This is a genomic window from Thalassotalea insulae, assembly GCF_030161395.1.
Taxonomy (GTDB): domain Bacteria; phylum Pseudomonadota; class Gammaproteobacteria; order Enterobacterales; family Alteromonadaceae; genus Thalassotalea_E; species Thalassotalea_E insulae.
This window is the reverse complement of record NZ_BSST01000001.1, coordinates 2,149,162-2,175,581: the sequence shown is the minus strand read 5'-3', so window position 1 is coordinate 2,175,581 and position 26,420 is coordinate 2,149,162. Positions and strand designations below refer to the sequence as shown.

At 39.0% G+C, this 26,420-nt stretch carries 16 protein-coding genes; 7 read left to right on the top strand and 9 right to left on the bottom strand.

What is annotated here, in order from left to right; genetic code table 11:
• Positions 1–142 precede the first annotated feature (142 nt).
• The 3 genes from QQK06_RS09905 to QQK06_RS09895 form a co-directional block, all read right to left on the bottom strand.
• On the bottom strand, positions 143–3,289 hold the full coding sequence (locus QQK06_RS09905; RefSeq protein ID WP_284244500.1) for a TonB-dependent receptor: 3,147 nt from the start codon (positions 3,287–3,289) through the stop codon (positions 143–145).
• Positions 3,290–3,845: 556 nt separating this feature from the next.
• Entirely contained in the window at positions 3,846–4,769 is a 924-nt protein-coding gene (locus tag QQK06_RS09900; protein WP_284244499.1) for an HDOD domain-containing protein, read from the bottom strand.
• 204 nt (positions 4,770–4,973) lie between these two features.
• Positions 4,974–5,396, bottom strand: a complete 423-nt coding sequence (locus tag QQK06_RS09895) for a VOC family protein (protein WP_284244498.1) — start codon at positions 5,394–5,396, stop codon at positions 4,974–4,976.
• A gap of 210 nt (positions 5,397–5,606) precedes the next feature.
• Here QQK06_RS09895 and soxR point away from each other — a divergent pair, with 210 nt between their 5' ends.
• Positions 5,607–6,059, top strand: coding sequence for a redox-sensitive transcriptional activator SoxR (soxR, locus tag QQK06_RS09890; RefSeq protein ID WP_284244497.1), 453 nt, complete (start codon positions 5,607–5,609; stop codon positions 6,057–6,059).
• Positions 6,060–6,201: 142 nt separating this feature from the next.
• Positions 6,202–6,591: a response regulator gene (locus tag QQK06_RS09885; protein WP_284244496.1), complete on the top strand. Its 390-nt coding sequence runs from the start codon at positions 6,202–6,204 to the stop codon at positions 6,589–6,591.
• 61 nt (positions 6,592–6,652) lie between these two features.
• Here QQK06_RS09885 and QQK06_RS09880 read toward each other — a convergent pair whose 3' ends face one another.
• From QQK06_RS09880 to QQK06_RS09870, 3 genes are read right to left on the bottom strand one after another with little or no spacing between them, the layout of a single operon-like run.
• Complete coding sequence (locus QQK06_RS09880; protein WP_284244495.1) at positions 6,653–9,511, bottom strand: M16 family metallopeptidase; 2,859 nt, start codon at positions 9,509–9,511, stop codon at positions 6,653–6,655.
• 32 nt (positions 9,512–9,543) lie between these two features.
• Entirely contained in the window at positions 9,544–10,935 is a 1,392-nt protein-coding gene (locus QQK06_RS09875; RefSeq protein WP_284244494.1) for a M16 family metallopeptidase, read from the bottom strand.
• Positions 10,919–12,259: a M16 family metallopeptidase gene (locus QQK06_RS09870; protein ID WP_284244493.1), complete on the bottom strand. Its 1,341-nt coding sequence runs from the start codon at positions 12,257–12,259 to the stop codon at positions 10,919–10,921. The genes QQK06_RS09875 and QQK06_RS09870 overlap by 17 nt, the downstream gene beginning before the upstream one ends.
• A 271-nt stretch (positions 12,260–12,530) precedes the next feature.
• Here QQK06_RS09870 and QQK06_RS09865 point away from each other — a divergent pair, with 271 nt between their 5' ends.
• The 3 genes from QQK06_RS09865 to QQK06_RS09855 all read left to right on the top strand — a co-directional run bounded on the left by QQK06_RS09865 (position 12,531) and on the right by QQK06_RS09855 (position 14,739).
• Positions 12,531–13,409: a TraB/GumN family protein gene (locus QQK06_RS09865; protein WP_284244492.1), complete on the top strand. Its 879-nt coding sequence runs from the start codon at positions 12,531–12,533 to the stop codon at positions 13,407–13,409.
• Positions 13,410–13,628: 219 nt separating this feature from the next.
• The gene (locus QQK06_RS09860) at positions 13,629–14,495 is read left to right on the top strand and encodes an SPFH domain-containing protein (RefSeq protein WP_284244491.1); all 867 of its coding nucleotides are present in this window, start codon (positions 13,629–13,631) and stop codon (positions 14,493–14,495) included.
• A gap of 55 nt (positions 14,496–14,550) precedes the next feature.
• Positions 14,551–14,739 (top strand): type II toxin-antitoxin system antitoxin, encoded by a 189-nt coding sequence (locus QQK06_RS09855; RefSeq protein ID WP_431313643.1) that lies wholly within the window; start codon positions 14,551–14,553, stop codon positions 14,737–14,739.
• A gap of 584 nt (positions 14,740–15,323) precedes the next feature.
• On the opposite strand, the gene polA is transcribed toward QQK06_RS09855, so the two are convergent.
• Positions 15,324–18,068, bottom strand: a complete 2,745-nt coding sequence (polA, locus tag QQK06_RS09850) for a DNA polymerase I (RefSeq protein ID WP_284244490.1) — start codon at positions 18,066–18,068, stop codon at positions 15,324–15,326.
• A gap of 664 nt (positions 18,069–18,732) precedes the next feature.
• On the opposite strand from polA, the gene QQK06_RS09845 reads away from it, so the two are divergent.
• Together QQK06_RS09845 and QQK06_RS09840 are read left to right on the top strand one after the other, a co-directional pair.
• Positions 18,733–19,179, top strand: coding sequence for a helix-turn-helix domain-containing protein (locus tag QQK06_RS09845; protein WP_284244489.1), 447 nt, complete (start codon positions 18,733–18,735; stop codon positions 19,177–19,179).
• 84 nt (positions 19,180–19,263) lie between these two features.
• Entirely contained in the window at positions 19,264–20,349 is a 1,086-nt protein-coding gene (locus QQK06_RS09840) for an HDOD domain-containing protein (protein WP_284244488.1), read from the top strand.
• Between the two features lie 65 nt (positions 20,350–20,414).
• On the opposite strand, the gene gorA is transcribed toward QQK06_RS09840, so the two are convergent.
• On the bottom strand, positions 20,415–21,767 hold the full coding sequence (gorA, locus tag QQK06_RS09835) for a glutathione-disulfide reductase (protein ID WP_284244487.1): 1,353 nt from the start codon (positions 21,765–21,767) through the stop codon (positions 20,415–20,417).
• Positions 21,768–21,840: 73 nt separating this feature from the next.
• Complete coding sequence (locus tag QQK06_RS09830) at positions 21,841–26,409, bottom strand: EAL domain-containing protein (RefSeq protein ID WP_284244486.1); 4,569 nt, start codon at positions 26,407–26,409, stop codon at positions 21,841–21,843.
• Positions 26,410–26,420 lie beyond the last annotated feature (11 nt).

The window sequence follows — 26,420 nt, the reverse complement described above, 5'->3', positions numbered from 1 at the left end:
GCTCTATATTTAGAACAGAAATAAAAATGGGTGTTATATGAATTAATAATACTATATATTTCTTTTTTTTATTTAGGTTAATCAATTGATAAGTAAATAAAAAATGCCGCATAAAGCGGCATTTTAATTAAGCAATTTACAACTAAAACTCGTACCTCATCGTTAATTGTGCACTTCTTGGTGCTTGGAATTGCTCTGGTCTTCTGTAGTTAGGATTATCCACACCTTGTTCTAATTCTGCTTTATCGTAATATGATGTTGGAGTATCAAAATCAAAGATATTGAAAATAGTTGCAGAAACAAACAGGTTACCGCCAACCACTTCGGTGCTATATGAAGCACTCAAGTCAAGATTGTAAATCCATTTGCTATGCCCATGAGAACCACGTGGAGATGATTGACCATTGTAGTAAAAATCCGTGCCACGAATATCCGTACAATCTGTCACAGCATTTGTATTAAACTGTGTTTTCGCGTCATCTAACCACATAGGTTCACTGCACGATCCTACGCCCTGTGGATGATACCCAAATTTGTTAATCGGGCGTCCCTGCTGAATACTCAAGTTGAAACCAAGAGCCAGTTCATCGGTCACATCGTAAACACCAAACATTTTTAATTTATGCGGAACATCATTAGAAGTACGACCAAAACTATTATCTGTTAGTTCTGGCGCATCGTATGAACCTGACCAACCAGGATCGGCTTGTGAATGTGCACCACTTACTAAACCTTCGGTACTACCTTCATTTTTAGACCAAGTATAAGAGGCGTGTAATTTAAAGTTCTCAGATATTTGCCCTTCAGCCGTAAACTCTAGAGCGTGATATTCACGTTTTGCTTTAGGTAAGCCTAAATAGTCAGCATCCCATTTCACGTATTCATCACTTGCTACTGTTCCATCTTGATTTTTGTCATAAGCAAGCTTTACTGGGTTACCTGGATTAATGACAAGCGCTAACCAACTAACATTAGTATTTAAGCCAAGTGCCTGAAGTGTCTGTAATTCTTCTGGATTTTCCCGACCCCACTTTTCAACTAAAGCGAACCTTAAGTTTGTATCTTCAATCGAAGATTTAAGATCACGGTATATATAACGAGCACCAATAACCCAATCATCATTTAGTTCGTGTTCAATACCTAAGACAAATTCATCGCTATACATAGGTTCTAGATCTTTATCAACAAACGTTGATACTGGCTGCGCCAATTCGCCATCACTATTAACTTCAACTGCAAATAACTCCCCAACTTGATTTGGTGTATTATTTTCTTCATTGAAGCCGTCAAACATACCGTAACCTGTAATGTTAACCTCTGGTAGCGTCATACGAGCACTGGTGTTTGGCGAAATAGGCATATAGTAACGCCCGTAGTTAGCAAGTAACTTAGTACCACCATCAGCAAATAGATCGTAATTAACACCTAAACGAGGTGCCCATTGGTTATCCATAGAGACATATTCTTCACCAGTACCCGTTGAAGCATCAAACGAGCTATTACGAATACCTAAATTTAAAGTTAACTGCTCATTAACTTCCCAATTATCTTCAAGATACCAAGAACGATAATTTTGTTCAGTTGAACCATTTTTCTTATATTGCTTGGTCCAAAAATAATCATCGCCCACAGCTAAAGGAGAAGGAACGTAAGCAACACCTCTTCTATTAGCATCACGTTTAATAATATCATTTATATTGGCAATACGACTTTCTGTTGCAGTATACAAATCATAACGCCACCCGTTACCTGTGTACTCTGAACGATCAAAAGTTTCAACCTTCTCATGACTATAACCAAAGTTAATTGTATGGTTATCTAACACCCAATCAAAATCGATACGTGTTTGAGTACGTTTATCTTCAGTTAAGGCACTCTTTGACCAGTTTGTCCAGTCACCTCTACGCTGCCAACTGCCACTCCTGTTATCCCATACACGACTTAAGTGCTCCGTAGGGTTTACTTCTAGCGTATCTTGATCAGTGACACCGTAAACTGCAGAGACACTTAAATCGTCAGTAATATAGCCATTATAATTAACAGAAAATAATGAACCGCCCCATTCAGATTGCGTAGGCTCACCGTATTCACCAGTACGGTTACCCTGCTCTCGACCTGTTGGACTATAGGCGTAATCGGCAAAATAATCACTACGTTCCCATTCATTATTCATCGCAGTAAAAGTTAAGCTGTGTTCTTCAGTAATATACCAATCAACATTTGCTAACCAGAAATCAGCTTCGTCAACACGTTGAGTCATAGTTGTCGTATCAGCCCAACGATAGGTCACTTTTTGTGGATTATATAAAGCATAAAAGAATAGTGTATCTTCAATAATTGCACCACTAGCCCAAATGTTATAGCGGGCATCTTTGGTATAATCTTCACCGTTATATGTTTCTAAGGCTAGAGGGTAGCCAGTCACATTACCATCAGCGTCCGTTTCAGGGTGGCCAGTATCAAACTGCCAGATGTCTGGGCTACGAGAACGGAGGAAACTACCCGGTTTGTAGTCAACTTTAGCGCCAAATTTAAACTCATTATCACCAGATTTAGTGACTACATCTGTAACACCACCGATAAAATTACCATACTCAGCAGGAACCCCCCCCACTACAACATTGGTCTGTGCAATAGCCTCCCACGGAAAATCAACATAACCTAATCCTTTACGGATATCGGTAATATTTAAGCCATTAAGAAAATAACCATTTTCAGCAAGTGAGGCTCCACTAAAAGAAACCCCTCGTCCATAATCTCCATCGGGATCTGCCGCTAACGACGATGCTGGAGAGAGTAATGCGACTGATTCAAGATTTTGCGCAACAGGCAATTTTGCTAAATCGCTGGCATTAATCGTTAACTGTGCAGTTGAGCTTTGCATATCAATGTTACGGATAGCTGCGCCTGTTACTTGAATTACTTCAACATTATCTGCATACATAGACACATCGAAAGAGGAAGTATTTCCTGCCGCAACAGTAAGCTTGGCTTCGGATACAGTTTGATAGCCATTTTTAGAAAATGTTACTGTATAGGTACCAATAGGAAGACCTTTAAGATCAAACTCACCGCTTTCATTTGTTGTTGTTCTTTTTACAAGGCCTTTTGTATTATGTTTAAGTGTGACATTTACATTAGCAAGAGACTGACCGTTCTGAACTAACACGCTCCCCTCAATACTACCGGTTGTTTTATCATATGCGAACGCTACAGTAGAGCTTAAGCTGCACGCAATTGCGGCAGCTATAAGACTTTTACGCCATACATTTGCTGATTTCATACTCATAGTTTTTCCTAGATATTTTATTATTAGATTAATAAGCGCTCAGCTATGTTAATCTTCGTTCAAAAGGAATTCAATATATTGCATACAATATATTGAATTCCTTTTGAACGAAGTTATTCTTTTTAGTTATAAATAGAGATTAATGAGTGAAAAAAAAGTTAGGTGTCAAACAGAAACTGCCGATAAATTGCTACTTACGCTATGATTCAGTTAAGTAACGTCTGCGGAAAATACGACTTAACATTCAGATCTATGACATGAAATCATCTTGAATATAACGGAGGTTCTACCCTAAATGAATCGGCTGTTGAATAAGAAAGTTATACAAGATCAGGATTAATACTTAACCCTTTGAAAATAATTAACTATTAATAGATATTTTAATACGGTGTATTAGATTCCATTGATAGAAATAGATGATTCACATTAAGTTTAAGCATAATAGTATGTTTAATCTCGAAAATAGTCGAACTGTTCATAACTGACAAAGCCAATATATCAGCCTTTCACAGTGAGTTAATTAACAGCATAACGGATTTAATCGCACAAACCGCCATTAACTCATATTAGCGGCTATTTCTGGTGCAAGCTCATTAAACTGTTCAAAAACCTGATCACTGATTGCTAATTGCTGCTGCAACTTCTGATAGTCTTTCATCACAACATCATGTTTTTGCCACAACAAATAATGTTCACTTAAGCGATTAGCACGAAATAGTAGCTCAGCTAACGTATCATGTGTTTGCTCTTTTTGCTGCTCAAGCGCCACGATATAAATTGAAGGTAGTTGCCACTCTTGTGCTAATAAATGGCTGATCTCTAACGAAAGGTCGGTCATCAATACTTTAAACTCCCGACTGGACGGCATTAATGAGCGGAATGTCTTGCCTGTCACTTCAGTTAAGCAATGAAAAACAATAATTCGTCCTAAATCATGAATCAAACCAATAAAATAAGCATCAGCCTCATTATCGCCTTCTTCTTTTGCCAATAATTCACACAAGCTGGCACATTGCACTGAATGTGTCCAAATCTGTCGGCCATAGAGTTTATAAAATATGGGTTCGCAAGGGATCACTTCTGACAATAATAAAGTGCTGGCGATTTTCATTAAACCGGAAGTACCTAAAAATGATGCCGCTTTACGTAAGTAAACCACTTCGGTGTTATTACGATTGTATCTAGCAGTATTTGCTACTTCCACTACCTTGGCGGCAAAGGTCGGGTCTTTTTCGATAATGGCTAAATAGGTAAAAATATCACTGTGAGGATCTTTTAACGCATCCAACAATTTGATCAACATTTCCGGTAACAGCGGCATGCGATCACTCAATTCCTTTGGATCTTTAAGCATATTCACCACACGACCATATGTACCACTTTCTATAGCGCTCATACTATTGCAAGCATGCACACTACCAAACATCGCATTATAAAAATCAATATTTACTTCACCCACAGGGATCAGGTTTTTCGTCACAACAACTAGGCCTTAGGTGTTTTCATCAAAATATTACCAGCAGCACTTAACCATTTAATAATATATGTTTAAATTTAGCTTTATATACTGGCACCTAACTTAAGACTAGTTTAAATGAAATCAACACCGCTTAGCGAATTTTTTCCATAACTTCGCTAATTTACCACTTAGCTAAATAAATTGGATATTAGTGAATATTGTGAATTATGAAATTGATAGATTACGTTGCTCTGGCAGATCACTGAGATATTCAACAAACTCCACTTCAAAACCATCATTGTCAATAAAATAAACATTTCTGCGAAACGGCTCGTCTGCACCAGATTTAGCAATGTTAAAACCTGCTTGTTCAAGTCGTTGAATTACTTGCTCCAAATTAGTCACGACAAAAGCAAAATGAGCTAATCCTACTTGATGACCCGCTAGTTCTCTAATAGTGCCAACACCATTATCATTGAAAGTGAGATACTGAAAATCATCTCCGAAATGTAACCAGTTTCTCATTTTACCCGACCACGGACTTTGCCCGCGCTGACGTATTTTCCAATAAGGAAACGCGGCTTGATAGAAAGTTAATGCCTGCTCAAGATCTGCCACTACTAAATTCAAATGTTCTATTCTGATCATATTATTTTCCCGCCATTGTCGCATTGAATACTTTCAGTGATAGCTTTAATAATCGCCGCTTTAATACTTGTTTATTATTTGTCTGAGGTTGAATTAACTGCATAGTAATGCTCCTTTTTTTGATATGAACGGCGCTTACTGTAAAACCTCAACTTAAGTTGATGTAAAGTATTTTTTTACGTAAAGTTAAAACATTGCAACGGAGGGAAAATGGAAGAAGCCAATTTAACTGTCGGGCAAGTCGCTAAACGCTGTGGCGTTAAAGTATCTACCCTACATTTTTACGAAAGAAAGCAGTTGATCCGTAGCTGGCGTAACCTGGGTAATCAACGTCGCTACAAAAAAGACGTATTAAGGCGGGTCTCTATTATAAAAGCGGCGCAAAAAATGGGCATTAGTCTAGCGGAAATCAAACAGACTTTTGCTAGCCTACCTAATAACAGAACACCAGACCATACTGATTGGGAGCGCTTAGCCAAGCACTGGCAACACAGTCTCAACAACCGTATTCAATACCTTAATCGCTTAAAAGACTATTTATCTGGCTGTATTGGCTGTGGTTGTTTATCGATGAAAAAGTGCCCATTGTATAATGCTCAAGACAAACTTGCGGAATTAGGTCCTGGCCCAGTCATCCTGGATAACTTTAGTGAAGAGCAATAGGTAAAGCCCAGTCATCAGTGAACAATATAGCCCAAAAATAGTGATCGCTGCTTGGTTTAGCATCCATCAAAAGATTACAACTTTACAACGCTATCTGAACTTTCTATGCTTAATTCATTCACTATGCTAAAGATAAAATATCATGGATGAACAATTACAATCGAGCATACTGATCGTTGATGACAGTAAAATCAACATTCGGGTAGTGTCGCAAATGATAGGAGACTTAGGTCATCAAATTCACGTTGCACAAAACGGCATCGATGCGTTAAAACTGCTGACCAGAATCAAACCTAGCATGATTTTACTCGATATAAAAATGCCAAAAATGGATGGTTTTTCTTTTTGTCAGCGGATCAAGAAATCTGCGAGCAGAGCCGATATACCTGTTGTTTTTATGTCAGGCTCTCATGATAGCCGCGACATTGCCAAAGCCAAAGCCGTAGGGGGTAAAGGCTATCTCACAAAACCCATTGATTTTAGCCGATTAAAAAAAGAAATTGATTTTAATATGCCATGGACTGACAGTTAATATTAACAAGCAGCTATTCAGATATATCTGAATAGCTGCTGTACGCATTGTCTATTAATAATTAAATTTCGTAATTAATCACTGAATAGCCTAAAGCTTTCAGTTGTGGCGTTAAGGTTTTTGCATCACCCACCACAACAATAAACATCTCATCAATATTTAAATGCTTTTTCGCTAACGCATTGATTTCTTGTTTACTAATGCTAGCCACAATTTTACTACGCGTTTTTACAAAATCGGGGGTTAAGTCATGTTCCAGAATTTGTGCTAAAAACGATAACTTAGCACGAGGTGTTTCATATTTAAGCGCATCATTTTGATTAATCGCACTGCGCATAAATTCCAGCTCACTATCGCTAATGCCATGCTGGGCATAATTGCTAATTTCTTTGAGCAGCTCTACTAGTGATTTATCTGTCACGTCAGCTCTAACTTCTGCGCCCGCAAAAAACTGGCCAGAAAATTTATTACCACGAAAACTTGAACCTGCACCATAGGTATAACCCTTATCTTCGCGCAAATTTAAGTTTATATGACTATTAAATGCCCCACCTAAAATAAAATTCATCAAGTTCGACTTATAAAACTCACCCACAATATCCTGCTTCATCGAGCGTTTACCAATGCGTATTGCTGACTGCGCCGCCTGGTCTTTATTGACCAGATAAATCACTCCCGCCTTCGTATCAGGTAAAGGCAAGGTTAACTGCAATTCACGCCCCTTACCTTGCCAAGACTTAAACAGTTCGATGGCAGTCATCATTTGTTGCTCAGGTAAATCGGAAACCACAATCAACTGGCTATTAAACGGTTTGACCTGCTGCTGATAAAATGCCTTAACATCTTCCAGGCTAATATTCGCTAGGCTGATTTCAGTACCACCGACAGGTAAGGCAGCGATATTGTCTTGATGTAATAAACGACGATAAGCCGCTGATGCTAAATAACTCGCATCTTTTTTACTATTAATTACCCCTTGAATCGCATTACTTTTATTTCGGGCAAACTCACTATTAATAAAGGCGGGTGATAACAACTTCTCGTAAACCAGCGCCAGTGTCGGCATCAGATTTTTCGTTAAGCTATTAATATTAACATTCAGATATTGCGTGCCAGCAGAAATAGAAACTGAACTGCCTAACTTTTGCAGTGCCTGGCTCATATCTTCCGCACTACGCTTAGTCGTTGACTCATTCAGCATATCAGCTAATAACGACACTAATCCGGCTTTCTCCGGCATTTCATAATAATGTCCAGCGGGAATTTTGATCAACATCGACGTTGTTGGCGTTTCAGTACTTTGACTACCTAGGACTTTAATCCCGTTAGCCATTGTATGCTGCCACATTTTTGGTACATCTACCGCTTTATTTACTGGTACTTTAGGCATCACACTGCGGTCAAAATTGTCTTTTGCTTTACGTACTTCAACATCTTCTTTAGCAATCTCACTGGTCGGTGCTATCTGACGTGCCGGCGGAGTAAAATTATCTTTCGCTGCCACTAACGCTAATTGACCTTTGGGTACCACACTCATGATCACACTATGTTGACCTTTAATATATTGATTAAACACCCGCATCACATCAGCTTTTGTCACCTGATTATAACGAGCGACATCTTGAGCAATATAATTAGCATCACCAGTAAATGTTTGATAAGCAGCCAAAGTGCTGACTTTTCCTGAAACACTTTGCAGGCCAAAAATCATATTGGCTTCCATTTGTGCTTTCACTTTAACTAAATCATCATCTTCTACCCCTCGTTGTTCGAACTCAACTAAGGTTTGACGAATAATATGTTCAAGATCCGCGAGGCTTTTACCCGATGCGGGATGAGGTAAAGCAAGCAAATTAAAGCTACACGCAAGCTCAGCACAAGGGTGGTTCACCGACGCCTGCACTGCGAGCTGATTTTTCACTAAATTTTTATACAGTAATGAGGTTTTACTGCCACCTAGAATAGATGACAACACATCTAACGCCGCTTCATCTTGATGGCGTCCATGAACTGTTGGAAACGAGATATAGAGCAAAGGTAAATGAACATTATCTTCCATCGAGATATAACGGTCACTATCAAGCGTTACTGGTAATTTCTCAGGCATTGCCACCTCAGGACCACGAGGTATAGAAGCAAAATATTTTTTCACTAATGCTAACGTCTGTGCTTCATCAATATCACCGCCGATAGTGATAGTAGCGTTATTAGGTCCGTACCAACGTAAGAAAAATGCTTTCAGATCATTAACGTTAACCCGATCTAAATCTTCCAGATAACCTATGGTCTGCCACGAATACGGATGTCCAGCCGGGTAAAGCGCCTCAGCAACTCGTTCTCTCAATAAACCATACGGACGGTTATCATAATTTTGTCCCCGTTCGTTTTTTACCGTTTCTCGCTGCACTTCAAACTTTTCTTGGGTCACCGCATCCAATAAAAATCCCATGCGGTCGGCTTCGAGCCATAACACTTTTTCCAATTGGTTTGCTGGCACAGTTTCATAGTAATTAGTACGGTCACTATTGGTAGTACCATTTAATTGCCCACCCGCCTCAGTAACTATTTTAAAATGCTGTTCATCGCCAACATTTTCTGAGCCCTGAAACATCATGTGTTCGAAAAAGTGCGCAAAACCAGATTTACCAACTTGTTCTCTGGCTGAGCCAACGTGATAAGTAACATCAAGATGCACCAAAGGATCTGAATTATCCTGATGTAAGATAACGGTCAAGCCGTTATCAAGTACATATTTTTTATAAGGAATAACTATTTTTTCTGGCTTAGCAACTACCTGTTCAACAAAATTAACCCCTTGAATCAAAGGTGTTGATGATTGCTGTTCATTACTCGGTGCCGTTTGTTGACAAGCAGCTAAGCAAGACAGCAACAATAGGCTTGTCCATTTTCTCAATGTCATTCTCCTGATCCTGTTATTATTAAACCGAATGATTATTTACTATTAAAACCGTTATCAGCAATTTGTACTTCCGATAACTGACCATATTTTTCCAGCTTTTCTCTCAATTCATCCGCTTGTCCAATCACAACAAACTGTAAATTTTGCTGAGGAAAATATTGGCTAATAAGCTGTTTGGTTTGTTCTAAGGTTAAAGAATCAACCGCTTGTTCAAAGCTATTAATATAATTTTCATCAAACTGGTAACCATACATATCCGCTAACAGTCGAGCAAGCTGCGATGAAGTCTCAAAGTTAGGTGGAAATTGCCCTTTGACATAAGCTTTTGCTGACGCTAACGTTTGTTGGTCAAGACCTTGCTGCCATAAACGCTGATAAGTTTTTAATGCTAAGTCAATCGCTTCAACCGTGGTTGCTGTTTTAGTAAATGTGGAAATAACAAAACTACCGTCCTGGCTATAGGCATTAAAACGGCTGCGAGCACCATAAGTTAAACCGGCATTGACCCGTAATTCATCATTTAACCAAGAGGTAAATCTTGCGCCTAAAATGGTATTAATCACTGACAAGCCAACACGATCAGGGTTACTCTTAGCAATCCCCTTACCGCCAATCAAAAATGTTGATTGCCTAGCGTCGGGCTTATTCACTAATAACAGTTGAGGCTTTTTAGGGCTCGTTGCCATGGCAATGTTTGAGGGTTGCACCTCTGCAGTATTTTTCCAGCCACCGAACAAGGTATTTAATTGGGTTTTCATCAGCTGGCTGTTAAAATCACCAACCACTATTACCGCACTATTTTTTGGCTGATACCACTTTTGATAATGAGCTTTAATATCAGTTAACTGCATGGCATCAACCGACTTATTGTCTCCTTGTACCACAGCACCATAACCCTGTTTACCAAATAGTAAGCGATTAAAATAATTATTAATTACCGCACTGGGGCGTTCTTTATTCTGTTGCAAATTAAGTAAATGTCGTTGCTTAAATTTATCAAACTCTTCGGCATCAAAGCGCGGTGTTATTATCAAATCACGCAGTATCGGCAATAGCTGCGCTTTATCTTTAGCAGCAAAGGACGCACCGATAGTGGCAAACTCTAAATTTGCCGAGCTGTAAATTTCCGCGCCAACAAAATCAACGGCCTGATCTAGCGCTTTTTTCGACAATTGCTGACTACCTAAGATCATGTTTTTAGCGGTAAGGTAGCTGATACCAGCGTTATTACCGTCTTCTATCGCACCAGCCCGCACCACAATATTGACATCAATTAATGGCACTTCCTTTTGTTCCATTAAGTAAACCGTTAAGCCATTTTCCAATGTGACTTTTTCATAGTCTGGTAATTGATAGCCTGCCTGAGTGAAAAAACTGACGCTAATAAGTAATAGCGCAATAAGAGAATTAAAGATCCGTTGCATTGCTATCCTCCTGTGATGATAAAACTCCGACGGTACGGTTGGCCTTTCTTAAATATTTTTTTGCAACAGCCTGCACATCTGCCACTGTCACCTGATCATACGTTTGTGGCGCACTGAATAGCTTTTGATAATCGCCAAAATACATCTCATAGCTGCCAATGGTATTGGCTTTACCATTAATGGTTGCCATCTGACGGTAAAAATCCACTAACTTGGTATTTTTCACTTTCTGTAATTCCTGCTCACTAATACCTTCAGTCATCACTTTATTGATTTCTTTGATGATGCCCTGCTCTAACTGCTGCGCGCTGACATCTTTTGCTGCCACGGCATAAATATAGAAAAGGTTAGGATCGATAGATTGCGGCTGATAAGTAAATACTGAGCTAGCCAGTTGTTGTTCATTGACTAGCGATGCCTGCAAACGTGAGCTATCACCAGTAGAGAGCACGTCATTTAAAATATCTAACGCATAGTAATCTTTGTGCTGAGTTTCAGGCACATGATAAGCCATTAAAATATTAGGAGTAGTTACCGATTGTTTCTGCAAATAAACCCGGCGCTCACCTTTTTGTTCAGGCTCGACAGTATGAACTTTCCGCGGCGCATCTTGTGCAGGAATTGGCTCAAAATACTGTTTAGCTAATTGTTTAACTTGCGCTACAGTGACGTCGCCAGCAATGACGACTACCGCATTATTCGGTGCATAATAAGTTTTATGGTATTTTCTAAGATCGTCGAGACTCCAATTATCAATATCAGACTGATGACCGATCACTGACCAACTATAAGGGTGAGCACGAAAAGCAGCATTTTTCACTTCTTCCGATATCGCGCGGTAATTGGAATTTTCCAAACCAGTGCTACGTTCTGATGTTACGACACCACGCTCACTTTCCACCATTTTTTCATCTATCGCTAAGTTCGCGATGCGATCCGCTTCTAAATCAAACATGGTTTCTATCGCAGAGGCAGGAAACCAGTCAGTATAAACCGTTAAGTTTTCCGTGGTATAAGCATTATTACTGCCACCAGCCGCTTCCATCGTACGATCAAACATTTTAGGGCCATACTTCTTTGCACCGTTAAACATCATATGTTCAAAAAAATGCGATAATCCAGTGATCCCCGGATATTCGTTGCGTGAACCTACTTTCCAGAATAAATACATATTGGCATTAGGGATCGAATGATCTTCTAATACCATGACTTTCATACCGTTTTCTAAGGTAAAGGCTGTAATATCATCCACTTTAGTATTGGCAAATACGCTATGGCTGAATACAACATTGACCAGAAGAGTTAGTGTTGCTAACAACTTCATTTATTTTCTCCATATAAACTATTTCGTCTAACTGACAACTAGAGGCTGTTGATCTATCAGGATTATTTTAGTCACTAGCACCATCAGTTTTATAACAGAAACTTAACATAGTTAGCACTAGCTCGCCTTAAAAATTAGATTAACAATAGGTTAAACAAGATAAATCACTCGCAACAGCAAAGCAGAATCTGTTGATTGTTTACTTTTATTATCTTTATCCACTAGTGTTTATTAGAATGACTTATATATTACCAACACAACAGGCGTTTCGATGAACAGCGTGCTAAGCAAAGTGATCACCCTAGTTCTGTTATTGATATTTAGTTCTCCTAGCTTAGCTGATTCCGCAGTATGGCAAGTAACTAAGGCCGATCAGCGCATTTTTATCGGTGGCACTATCCACATACTACCAGATTCAGCCTTACCTTTACCGCAAAGCTATTCTACAGCCTATCAAGCCAGCGATAGTCTCGTATTGGAAACTGCCATACCTGAACCGAGTGATAGACAATTTCAACAACAACTTGCGAAAGCGATAGCATTGGCTCCCGGACAATCATTAACTGAGTATTTAAGTCAAAAAACATTAAAAACATTAACTACTTACCTAGAAGCAGCCGGCGTCAATCTAGCAGCAATAAATCAATTTAAGCCGGGTTATGTTGCGAGCTTATTAGCCAAACTAGCAGCGAAAAAAGCCAATATTACCAATATTGGGGTTGATTTGTATTTTGAGCAACAAGCAAAAGCAGACAATAAAAAGATTGAATATCTTGAATCAGCATTTTTTCAGCTTAATTTACTAACGCAAATGGGACAAACTGACCCGGATAAATTTATTAGCGACACGTTAAGTCATTTAGATGAGTTTCCAACCGTATTTCAACAATTGTTATCTGCCTGGCGTAACGGAGATACAAACAAATTATCTCAACTGATTATTGAACCGATGAAAGCTGATAATCCCACACTGTTCAAATTAATAATGACAGACAGAAATATACGATGGATAGGACAAATAGAGCAGATGTTTGATGATCACGATACAGAGTTTGTCTTAGTTGGTGTTGGACATCTCGTTGGCGAAAATAATGTATTACAGCTCCTACAAGATCGCGGCTATCAGGTCGTTCAATTAACAAATGATTAAGAATTTCCCCCTAGCAACTACTGCTCTAATTACTAAAACCAAGCTAATCATCAATACCTGACGTCACCAGAGCCTTTATTTCACCGCCATTGAATAAGTTGATTATCCGTTATTACTCGTTGCCATTTATCAATAATCAACAAATTTTTATTTAATAACTTGCAAAAAACACAAAGTGATATCATTATGATATCACTTTAAACAGTTTGGAGCATAAACATGCTGATAGAAAAAGAAATAAAAGCACCAAATGGCATTATGTTTATATTTGTACTTTTAGCGACACAGCTAGGAACATTCGCCATAATCGTCAATGCGATAATGCACAGCTCAGGTAGTCAGGCCATTATCGGTATTCTATTAGCGATCCCTGTATTTATCTGCTGGTTTGGCTTTTTTATGGTCAACCCTAAAGAAGCTCGAGTATTACAGTTATTTGGCAAATATGCTGGCACAGTACATGCGTCAGGCCTGCGCTGGGCCAACCCATTTTATACTAAATCCCGCGTATCTATGCGGGTGAGAAACTTTGAAAGTGGTAAATTAAAAGTTAATGATAAAAATGGTAATCCTATTGAAATCGCTGCAGTCATTGTTTGGGAAGTCGTCGATAGCGCAGAAGCGGTATTTCAAGTTGACGATTATGAAGACTTTGTCTCAATTCAAAGCGAATCTGCCTTACGTAACCTGGCAACAAGCTATGCTTACGATCATCATGAAGATGATGACATCTCATTACGCAGCAACCCTGTCGAAATTTCTGAGGCATTAAAACAAGAAGTGCAAGCACGTTTAGAAAAAGCTGGTGTGAATGTTATTGAAGCACGCATCAGTCACCTCGCCTATGCACCAGAAATTGCCAATGCCATGCTACGCCGCCAACAAGCTATGGCCATTATCGCTGCCCGTCAAAAATTAGTTGAAGGCGCAGTTGGCATGGTAGAAATGGCGCTTAACCAATTATCAGAGCGTGAAATTGTTGAACTCGATAGCGAACGTAAAGCCGCTATGGTCAGTAATCTCTTGGTTGTACTTTGTAGTGATGAAGCGGCACAACCGGTCGTCAACGCTGGCAGCTTGTATTAAAATAGCGAAGGAGACTAGTGCTCCTTTCTTGTTCTCTTAACCAATTGAGGTAATCGTGGCCAAAAAAGCCTATCCATTACGAATCAACGAAGAAATTCTCAATGCCATGCAACAATGGGCTGACGACGAGCTGCGCAGTTTAAACGCGCAGATTGAATATGTACTGCGAGATGCGTTGCGTAAAACCGGTCGTAGTAAACCTCGTCCAATTGACCCGATAATTGATCCAATTGACGATAAATAAACGTAAATTTAATTAGTTATGTATTTAGATGTGGATAAATCAATAACTTCTTTTGGCATCAACCACAACGTGTTGGAATGGACTTAATATTATAGGCATTAACGACGACTACTTTGTTCAAAATAGACTAAGAATTAACTTTCTAACCTTAACAATACTTGTAGTAACTACCGTTGACTAATAATAAAAAATATCTGTCTGCTGTTCGCGCTTTCTAACCTTCGTCGGCATGAAATTATATAATTTTCCTATGCTTACTTCTTCTATTTAGAAATATTATTACATATTTAGTCAAAACAGAACGAGATGAATTAGGACATAGCACCGAGCAAAAAAAAGCCGACAGGTAAACTATCGGCTTATTAGCTATGAGGAAAGCTAGAATATACAAATTATTACAACAAGCGTTCGCTTAGGAACGAGAGTAATTATAGAGTAAATACTCCTCCCATGTAAAGCATTTTATGTAATTAAATTACATAAATGTATTAAAATTACCTTTTTTTTGGATTTTGAACATAAAAAAGCCCCAACAATCAATCTGCAAGGGCTAAAAGTAAGACGCTATTGATTGGAATTTTAATCTAGTGTGCCTGCTCCCAGTTATCACCAATACCAGCCTCTGCGATTAAAGGTACATTGAGCTCAACCGCACTATTCATGATCTCCACCAGCTGTTCTGTCACCTGTTCAACAATATCCTGATGAATTTCAAATATCAGCTCATCGTGTACCTGCATGATCATTTTGATCCGCTTATCATTTTGCTCAGTTATCCACTGATCTACCGCTAACATCGCCTTTTTAATAATATCGGCAGCGGTCCCTTGCATTGGCGCGTTAATCGCGGCTCGTTCAGCGCCTTTACGGCGCATGGCATTTTTCGACTTAATCTCCGGCAAATATAAACGACGACCAAACAATGTCTCGACATAGCCTTGCTCCGTTGCTTTTTGGCGGGTTTCTTCCATATAGCCATGAATACTCGGATAACGTTCAAAATACTTATCCATATATTGCTGTGCCTGATTACGAGCAATCCCCAATTGCTTTGCCAGACCAAATGCCGACATGCCGTAAATCAAGCCAAAATTAATTGCTTTGGCACTACGACGTTGATCGCTGCTTACTTGCTCAAGCTCTACGCCAAATATCTCGGCAGCCGTTGCCTGATGAACATCTTTACCTTGAGAAAATGCCGCTAATAAGCCGGGATCATCTGACAAATGCGCCATAATACGTAATTCAATTTGAGAATAATCGATAGCAACTATTTTATGATCTGTCGGTGCAATAAATGCGTGACGAATTTTGCGCCCTTCCTCACTGCGAATAGGAATATTTTGTAAATTTGGATCAGTCGATGATAATCGACCTGTTGCTGCTACTGCCTGTTGATAAGAAGTATGTACCCGTCCCGTTTTTTCCGACACCATTAAAGGAAGTTTATCAGTATAAGTCGACTTTAATTTACTTAAACCACGATTTTCCAAGATGACTTTTGGTAACGGATAATCCAACGCCAGCTCTTGCAAGACTTCTTCTGCCGTTGACGGGGCACCTTTAGGTGTTTTCTTAATTACCGGAATTTTTAACTCTTCAAATAAGATCTTTTGCAACTGCTTCGGTGAACTTAAATTAAAACTTTGACCGGCAATATTATGGGCTTCAACTTCTAACTCCTGCAAGCGAGCACCAATAGACTGACTTTGCTCTGCCAGCAAATCAACATCAATCAGTACCCCATGTTGTTCCATACGCGCTAATACTGGTAACAACGGCATTTCAATTTCCCGATAAACCGAGTGTTGTCCGCTTAATTTTTCCAATTTAGGATAGATGGCCTGATGTAAACGCAAAGTAATGTCAGCGTCTTCAGCCGCGTAATGCCCTGCTTTATCGATATCAATTTGATTAAAGGTTATCTGCTTAGCGCCTTTACCGGCAATATCTTCAAAGTGCACGGTTTTATAATCTAAATATTTTTCGGCCAGCGCGTCCATATTGTGACGAGTCGCTACACTGTTTAAACAATAAGATTCGAGCATGGTATCAAACGCTATTCCTTGCATTTTAATGTCATAATGGCTCAGCACATTAGCGTCATATTTTAAATTCTGGCCAATTTTAGCGATTTTTGTACTTTCCAATAATGGCTTTAACTGCGCTAAAACCCAGTCTATCGCTAATTGTTGCGGTGCATCCTGATAATCATGTCCGAGTGGCACGTAAGCCGCTTTCCCTGGTTCAATCGCAAAAGACAATCCTACCAACTCAGCTTTCATATAATCCAGGCTGGTGGTTTCAGTATCAAAAGCAAAAGACTCGGCTTTATTTAACAGCTCAAGCCAATGATTAAACTGCTCTTGGGTATAGACTATTTGATAATCGACATTTTCGGGCGCGATAACGACATTAGCGTCTTCGTCATCATTTGCTGAGGCTTCTTTGGCAGGCTGTTCTCCTGATTGCAAATCAGCAAGTAGTCGTCTTAATTCAAACTGTTTATATAACTCAGTTAACTTAGCTTTATTTGGGTCCTTTGGTTGTAATTGTTCGACCGATTGTTCCAGTTCTACATCCAGTTTAATAGTGGCTAACTGATAGGAAAGTGGTAATTGTTCCAGCGCATTGCGCAAGTTCTCACCAATTTTTCCTTTCACTTTATCGGCATTAGCAATGACATTATCTAAGTTTTCATGCTCGAGCAGCCATTTGACCGCAGTTTTTGGACCACACTTTTCGACACCGGGAATATTATCAACCTTATCTCCCATCAAGGCTAAATAATCGATAATTTGATCGGGGCGAATGCCAAATTTTTCGATGACACCGGCAACATCCATTTCAACATTGGTCATGGTATTAATCAGTCGCACATGTTCATTGACCAATTGCGCCATATCTTTATCACCGGTAGAGATCACCGTTTCAATACCCGCCTGAGTCGCCTGATGTGCTAAGGTACCAATGACATCATCAGCTTCAACACCTTCAATCACTAATAACGGCAATCCCATCGCCACAATAATTTCATGTAAGGGTGCAATTTGGGTGCGCAAATCATCCGGCATTGGCGGGCGATTCGCTTTATATTCAGGGTACATGTCATTACGAAAAGTTTTTCCTTTCGCATCAAATACCACAACAATATTACCGTTAGGGTAGTCTTTTTTCAGACTACGGATCATATTTAACACCCCGGTAATTGCACCCGTTGGTTGACCATCTGCAGTAGACAAGGCTTGTAAATAAGGCACGTGATAAGCACGGAACAAGTAAGAAGAACCATCAACTAAAATCAACGGTGATAATGGCGTATTCGACATGAAATAAACCCTTTAAGTAAAAATTTGCGCTAGCATGACATATTCAAGTCACTGACTCTATAAGGAAAAGCATTTTTATTAGTGAACAGGCTACTTACCTGTGGATAACTTTGTTGAAAAGCAACACAAAAGCCCACAAAGAAAAAGTTTCTTTATGGCTTGTAACTACAACTAAATAACTGTTACTTAAGGAAAAAGGTAAGAATGAAATCCTTTTAACACTATTATTATTTTAATTTTTTTAATGTGAATAAATTATTTCACTATTAAAAGTGTTGAACAAAAAATATGCGGATTTATCGTTCAAGGGAGTAAGAGATTACCAGAAATATCTGCTAATACCAGTCAATTGTTAAAATATTTTGAAAGAAATATGAAAGATGTAAATAACAAAAAAACATAAGCCTGAAATAGCAAGAGATAGCGGCAATCGAGATAAAAAATTTTTTTAATAATTATTTATCACTCACTTTTTAGCAAACCCGCTACCGTTATTAACTAGAAAATTAGTGCGCACCTTCAATCGTTCATCACAACGAGCAATAAAAACAAAAAAACAATACTTATCAAAAAGTTAATAGTATGTCGGGTAAATGTCGGGGACTTTTAGCAACGGTCATGATACTTATTCACTATCAAATTTCGAATATCAATAGAGGTAACAATGATCGTTAAGCAGTTACGATTAAGCCGTCGACTTTCTCAAGAACAACTCGCTCAGATGTCTGGCTTAAATGTAAGAACAATACAACGTATTGAAAGTGGCAAAGCACCAAGTAACGAAACCTTGAAATGTATTGCGGCAGCTTTAGATGTGGAAATAGAACAATTAACGAAGGAGCACTTTATGATAGATAAAAAAACCAGTGACTGGCAGAAGCTACCATTGTTTTTAAAATGCTGGTTTACATTCAATTTTTTAAGCGCCCGCCCAAATAAACCGGCAGCCAATCGGGTTAAATATATTTCTCACATTGGCGGTTTTTTGAGCTGCTGCGTTGGTTTGATCAATGAAGCAGCATTAGTTGGCGGTTTGCTTTTACTGGCAAATGCATATCTTTTTGAGTTATTGATTTATCAAGGAGATAAATATGCTATCTGGTTCGATTAACAACTGTATTAATCACAGCTTTAAGCACTAATGTAAAAACAATCTATACTAGTAGGAAAACACCTTAATAAGTTAATTATTCTAATGTTTAATACCTTGGTTAAGCGTTTGTTTTCCTCTGGTAAAGAGCAACCTAACTACTTTTACTATGAAGACACTAAAAATTCTGCGAAAGATGAACAAGAAAATGAAATAGCACAACTTCAGTCAAATCTTAATATAACAGCTATTGATCAGGTTAATGAACAACAGCATCAAATTGCCTTTTACGATTATCTATTTGGCCAATCGCCTCCAACCCGACAACATGACGAATTATCCTTATATGTTGCCAATAAGATCACAGAACTCATGGCTCAGCCAAAACCAGTACTTGCGTCATTACCTATATTGCCCGCTTCACTCAGTAATGTATTAAGTCAGCTAGACAACGAAGATTTTCACACTGATACCCTGATAAAGTTAATAGAGTTGGAGCCTGCGATTGCAGCGAAAGTCATTGAATTAGCCAACTCGTCTTATTACAACCACAGTGAAAAAGAAGTCACTGAGTTAAAATCAGCATTTATGCTGTTAGGGGTAAATGGTTTGATTGAAGGTGTGATCAACGGTTTTGTTAGTAAATTAACCCCTCGACCACAAGTTTATTTTAGCCAATATGGTAATAAAATCTGGCAGCACAGCTTATCAACAGGCGTGATAGCAAAAGAACTGTTACATACTTCGCCACTAAAAAAGCAAACAGCTCAAGGGTATTTGCTCGGTTTAATTTGTAATTTAGGTGATATGATTATCTATCAGCTATTAACTGAAGCCTTTGCCTACATTCATCCGGATTGCCAACCAAATTCATATGCCTTTAAAACCTTGATGCATGAAAACTCAACAAAACTGACCTATTTTATCGCCAAACACTGGCACTTTCCCGAGATGATTTTGTCGGTATTAGCACTACAAACGAAAATCACTAAAGCAGCAACACTGCCGCTTCTTTATCAGAAAAATCCAATGGCCTGCTACATTTATGAGGCAAATTTACTCAGTGAGCTTATCATTCGCTATCAACACCAAGCTATTGATTCAAGCTATTTAGAGCAAGCAAAAGATCGTCTGATATATAGCGAACAGGCAAAATGTTATTTAACTAAGGCCATTGAAGAGCAAGACTAACAACGACCATACCAGTAAAATCAACATCATAAATATCACATAAACAATATTTTAATATTAAATGTTTACATTGTGACAAATTCTTCCGCAGATGTCGGGTGAATTGCCACGGTATTATCAAAATCGGCTTTTGTCGCTCCCATCTTCATTGCTACGGCAAAGCCTTGTAATAACTCATCACTACCAAAACCAATCGAATGAATACCAACAATTTTTTCTTCTTTACCGACACATACTAGCTTCATTCGGGTCGGATCACGATAATCTTCAGTCATCGCCTGATAGAGTGCGGTAAACTGTGAGTTATACACTTTTACCTGATCTGCCCCATATTCAGCTAGCGCTTCTTGCTCGGTCATGCCAACGGTACCTATAACAGGATGACTAAAAACCACCGTTGCTATATTGCTATAGTCCAGATGTTCATACGGTTTATTATTAAACAAGCGTTCCGATAATCGTCGACCAGCGGCAACGGCGACGGGTGTTAACTGTGCCCGACCAGTGTTATCTCCAACCGCATATATACCCTCAACCGAGGTATTCTGATATTTATCGGTAGGAATAAAGCCTTGAGGATCTAACTCTATACCTGCAGCACCAAGATTAATCTTATCGGTCGCAGGCTCTCGGCCTATCGCCCAAATCAAACTATCAACTGGCCCTACCGTTTGACCATTTGCTAAATGAATCGTTAATTGTCCATTTTTCTGCTGTTCTACGCGCTGTGGAATACTATGAGTATGTAATTGAGGACCATGTTTTGCCATTTGTTCCACTAAGGTATCACTTAACATGTTATCAAAATTACGCAGCGGTTTTTCCTTACGCACGAGTAAATGAGTCTCACTGCCCAAAGCATGTAATACCCCTGCCAATTCCACGGCAATATAACCAGCCCCCACGACAGCAACCGATTTGGGTTGTTGAGATAAGGCAAAAAAACCGTCTGAATCTATACCAAATTCAGCGCCTGGGATATCAGGAATACTCGGTCGACCTCCGGTTGCAATGACAATATGATCGGCAGTAATTTTCTCACCGTTCACTTCAACGGTATTTTTGTTAACGAATCTGGCAAAACCATTAATCACAGTAACACCGTTGGCGGCAAAACCACGCTGATAAGCACCATGAATACGTTCAATATAGGCTTCACGATTTCTTACTAGGGTTGGCCAATCAAAATGCTGTAATGGCGCCTTAAAACCATAATCTGATGCATAATGCAGAGCATCGGCAATTTGTCCCGCATACCACATCGCTTTTTTCGGCACACAACCAACATTGACACAAGTACCGCCAATTTGTTTCGCTTCAATTACCGCCGCTTTCTTACCGTGTTTAGCCGCCCGATTAGCCGAAGCAATGCCACCACTACCAGCACCGATAGCAAGAAAGTCAAAATGTTGAGTCATGGGTTATATTCCTAAAAAATGAGACAAGTAGTATATAAGAGTGGCTAAGTGCAGATTCAAGCTCAGTGATGGGTTAATTATTACTGTGCTGAATATCTCCTACGCTAATTTCAACTTTATCTTCTTGTAAAAAATGCGTAACCACTGATTGCTCAACAGGTTTACTATAGAGATAACCTTGAATATTATAACACTGGCGCTGAGCTAAATAATCTAACTGCTCTTTTGTTTCCACGCCTTCCGCAATGCAGTTCATACAAAGTCTGTTTGCTAACACTAGGGTTGCTTCAACAATCGCTTCATCGGCAGAATCCTGCCCAATACCAGCGACAAAGCTTCGATCTATTTTAATCACATCCAGTGGTAAACGTTTTAGGTAATTAAGCGAAGAATAACCGGTGCCAAAATCATCCAGAGCTAACGCGACACCGAGTTTTGCCAGTGCCGTCATTTTAGTAACAACTTGCTCCGGGTTTTTAATCAAAGTGCTTTCCGTCACTTCCAATTTTAATAAATGTGGCGGTATTTCATAACGGGCGAGGATCTCAGTCAGGAAGTCAACAAAGTTATCTTGAGTAAAATGTACCGCCGAAATATTTACCGAAATAAAAAAATGCTCTCGAATGGTCAGCCAGTGTTTTAAATCAACAAAAGCACGTGCTAACGCCTTTTCCGTCATTGCAACAATTAGCCCAATTTCTTCGGCAATGGCAATAAATTCGCCTGGTGAAATTAATAGCTCGTCTTTTTGCCAACGTAATAGCAATTCTACACCTTTCGCCTTACCACTTATAGAATCCACCACTGGCTGATAATAATTAATAAACTCATCCTGCTCATGGGCTTGTTTTACCCTCGATTCGGCATGTAGCCGCTGATTTGCCTCAACATTCATTCTAGGAGTAAAAAACTGAAAAGTATTACGGCCTAATTGTTTCGCATGATACATAGCAACATCAGCATTTTTTAACAATTCATCGGAATCGGCAGCATCCTCAGGAAAGAGTGCAATACCAATACTGGCACCAACACAAACCATATTACCATTTAAGTCGATCGGTTCTCCAATCACCTGGATCACTTTCTGAGCGATTTGTCCTAAAAAGGAATTGTTTCTAAACGACTCCAGTAGAATGACAAACTCATCACCACCTAGGCGTGCAACGGTATCATCAACCCGTAAAATACCCTTCAATCGTTTGGTGATTTCTTGCAATAATAGATCACCATGATCATGTCCTAAACTATCATTTACCTGTTTAAACCTGTCTAAATCGATAAAAAACAATGCTATTGATCGACCAATACGCTTAGAGTAGTCCATACCATGTTTGATCCGTTCTAATAATAACGAACGATTAGGTAAATCGGTCAGATGGTCATAGTTAGCAAGATAACGTAATTCTTTTTCCGCAATTTTTTGTGCCGTAATATCGGTAAAAATACACACATAATGTAAAGACTGGGTGGTTTGATTCATACTGACATTAATATTCAGTAACACATGATACTCTTCACCGGCCTTGGTTTTTACTAGTTCTTCACCACGCCAGTGATCTCCTTCATTTAACGATTGAAATAGTTTTTTATAAAACCGCCGCCTTTTCCCCTCTAAACCAAAGATATTATCGTCAAATGATAATTCTTCTTCCTGCCAGCCAAAAACTTCTTTTAGCGAACGATTTACCATCACCCGGGTAAAATTATCGCTAATGATCAACACCCAATCTTTCGTTTGTTTAAAGGCTTCACCATAGTATTGTGCCCGTTCAGATTCTGCCCTGGATTGTGTAATATTGGTATAGGAGCCTGTTACTCTGATAGGGTTACCGACGTTATCAACATCAACAATTTTACCCAAGTCCTTATACCACAACCATTCCCCATCCGCTGTTCTTAGACGATATGAGCAGGAAAAATTATCTTCTAGATCCCCTGACTCCAGAAAAGTTTGCCACTGATGAACAAATGCTTCGCGGTCGTTTTCATGAATTAACTCGATATGCTGATCAAAACTATAACTCTCAGATAAATTTTTAAAGCCAAGTTCTTCAAACGCTCGTCGGGCAAATAACAAATTTCCCTCCGCCTGCCAATCCCACACATCGCTATTACTGCCATGTAACGCTAAAGATAACCTTTGTTCACGAAATTTAACCTGATCATGGGCATCAATCAGTTGACGAGTATACTGGCGCCGACGTCCAAGCCATAAAAAGAAGCTAGCTAAAGCAACTACTGCATAAATCAAATAGGCTAGTGGCGATGCCCATGGCGCATAACTAACATTGATATAGAGCTCAGTTGCTGGCGAATACTGTCCGGTATATGGCGAGCGCACACGCACAGAAAGCAAATGTTGGCCAGGTGGCAGGCTAGGAAAGGTAATAAAATTATCTTTGGTATCCGGGTAATTGACATTTTTGCTACCATGCAGGCGATAATTGTACTGTAAATCCTGATGCTTATATGTGAACGCCGAGAAATCAAAGCGGATGCCAACATCATCATAAGCTAGCTCTATCGGCTTATTTTCAACCAAAATAAAAGGTAATCGTATATCACGAGACAAAACTTCAATATTAGTCACATGAACGCTTAGCTCTCCTTGAAAACTCGTGGCTTTTAATGCGGACGGATCAAACAATGACACACCATTAATAGAACCATAAGCAAATAAGTGATCATTAATTTTTTCAAAGGCATTAGCATTAAATTCCCGAGCACTAAAACCATCTGCGATATTGAAATTGCGGACATGAAGAGTTTTTCGATTGAGATTATAAATGCCGTTATGGCTGGAAAACCATATATCACCATCGGCATCTAAGGCTAAGCCATAAATGTTATTATCTATACCGCTTTGCTTTTTATTAAAACTGTATTTTAATTGCAGGCTTTCGGCATCTAGCCCGACTAAGCCCACTGAAGAATAGGCGAGCCACAAGACATTTTGACTATCAATTACCCAACTATCAATATAGGCCCAGTCATTTTCAATCACCTCTGGGTTGGTATATAACAATCGCGTCTTTCGAGTTTCAACATTAAACGAAATTAACGAATTGTAGGTTGATAACAGCATTTCCTTACTATTTGGCAGGAACCCCAAAATATTAAAAATATCACTATCGTCATAGTAAGGTTCTAGCTCCTTAAGTTCATCTACCTCACCCGTGTTAACATTGATACGTTTAAAAGCCTTGCCCGTTAAACTCCAAAGATAGTCATCAGTATCTAAATATATTGCATATTGATCTGTCGCTAGGTAATCCAAAACCTCAGTAGAAAAATCTGGCTGGATCAGTTGCTTAGTTTTGGTATCAAACAACTTAATCCCTTTGGCACTTAACAGCCAAAGCCTGTGCTGACTGTCTTCTTTTAACTGCGTGATATAGCTAGCAGAGAAAACACTTTTACTCTGCCGATTCATCAAATACCGTGATACCTGCCCTGTCGACAATGACAACTGATTGATGCCATCTTCGGTAGCAATCCAAATAAAATCACTATCTTGCCGACTTTGTTCTATTGACCAAACGACATTATTGGATAAACGATTGGGATTAGATTTTTGATAACGTAAGTTAGTCACTAAACTGAGCCTGGGGTCCCATTTATATATACCTGTGACTAATGAGCCGAGCCAAAATCCTCCTTGTTTATCCTGATGAATCGCAGTAACGACATTATTATTGATATCCTCATAAACATCGTTATATGCAATGATTTGCTCAGCACTATCCGTTGTTAAATCAATCTTAGAGAGCCCTGAATAGCTACCAACATATAAAGCATCTTCAGTGGCTTTAAATGCCCAGCTATTAGTATTTTTATCTATTAATCTATAACGTTCTAGCGAGGCATCGTCAGAGAGAAAACTGGCGACATTAGCAACATTCACAGCATAAACACCACTATATGTACCTAAATAAAGTTGTTTTTCTGGTGAAACATAAAGATTGTAGACTTTATCCAGATCATCTTCTTTGACCAGCTGACTATCGTTAATACTAGGCAGCTTTTTCCATTGACCACTAGTTGTATTTAATACATAAACCCCCGCTCTTGTGGCAATAAATAAAAAATGTTCTCGCAGAAATATTTCAAAAATACGTTCAGTTTTAACTAAGGCATCAGATAAATCGACTACTGTCTTTAGTTGCGCTGTTTTTTTATCATAAGCAAGGATATATTTAGCGGATGCTATCCACATTTTTTGCCCTTGCCCCTCGACAACATCAACAATAAATTCCTCTTTTTTTTCGGGGGCATGAGATAAAACCAGCTGGAAATCATCACTATTTTTATCGTAGGTGAACAATCCTTGAGTGGCAATGAGCCACATCAAGCCTTGTTTATCTTGAATCACTTTATAAAAGCCACTGTTTTCAAATTGATCATCGAAACCTGATAGCACCCTGAAACGATAGCCGTCATACAAGTTGATGCCATTTTCAGTACTTATCCATAAGTAGCCTTGGTCATCCTGATAAATATCATTAACCGTTGCTTGCGATAACCCGTCATTAACTGACAAGTGTTGAGAGAAGGTGTTGGCAGATTGAGCATTAAAACTAATAAGCAATAGCGCGCTATTAACGACGACAATTAATATCATTTGCTTCAGTAGTCTAACCATAAGTAGCCCCA

Bases quoted from the DNA above. Each gene is read 5' to 3' on its own strand.
- QQK06_RS09880 (WP_284244495.1), bottom strand. From the start codon at position 9,511: ATGACATTGAGAAAATGGACAAGCCTATTGTTGCTGTCTTGCTTAGCT.
- QQK06_RS09875 (WP_284244494.1), bottom strand. From the start codon at position 10,935: ATGCAACGGATCTTTAATTCTCTTATTGCGCTATTACTTATTAGCGTC.
- polA (WP_284244490.1), bottom strand. From the start codon at position 18,068: ATGTCGAATACGCCATTATCACCGTTGATTTTAGTTGATGGTTCTTCT.
- QQK06_RS09840 (WP_284244488.1), top strand. From the start codon at position 19,264: ATGTTTAATACCTTGGTTAAGCGTTTGTTTTCCTCTGGTAAAGAGCAA.
- QQK06_RS09830 (WP_284244486.1), bottom strand. From the start codon at position 26,409: ATGGTTAGACTACTGAAGCAAATGATATTAATTGTCGTCGTTAATAGC.
- QQK06_RS09895 (WP_284244498.1), bottom strand. From the start codon at position 5,396: ATGATCAGAATAGAACATTTGAATTTAGTAGTGGCAGATCTTGAGCAG.
- QQK06_RS09845 (WP_284244489.1), top strand. From the start codon at position 18,733: ATGATCGTTAAGCAGTTACGATTAAGCCGTCGACTTTCTCAAGAACAA.
- QQK06_RS09865 (WP_284244492.1), top strand. From the start codon at position 12,531: ATGAACAGCGTGCTAAGCAAAGTGATCACCCTAGTTCTGTTATTGATA.
- QQK06_RS09885 (WP_284244496.1), top strand. From the start codon at position 6,202: ATGGATGAACAATTACAATCGAGCATACTGATCGTTGATGACAGTAAA.
- gorA (WP_284244487.1), bottom strand. From the start codon at position 21,767: ATGACTCAACATTTTGACTTTCTTGCTATCGGTGCTGGTAGTGGTGGC.
- QQK06_RS09905 (WP_284244500.1), bottom strand. From the start codon at position 3,289: ATGAGTATGAAATCAGCAAATGTATGGCGTAAAAGTCTTATAGCTGCC.
- soxR (WP_284244497.1), top strand. From the start codon at position 5,607: ATGGAAGAAGCCAATTTAACTGTCGGGCAAGTCGCTAAACGCTGTGGC.
- QQK06_RS09860 (WP_284244491.1), top strand. From the start codon at position 13,629: ATGCTGATAGAAAAAGAAATAAAAGCACCAAATGGCATTATGTTTATA.
- QQK06_RS09870 (WP_284244493.1), bottom strand. From the start codon at position 12,259: ATGAAGTTGTTAGCAACACTAACTCTTCTGGTCAATGTTGTATTCAGC.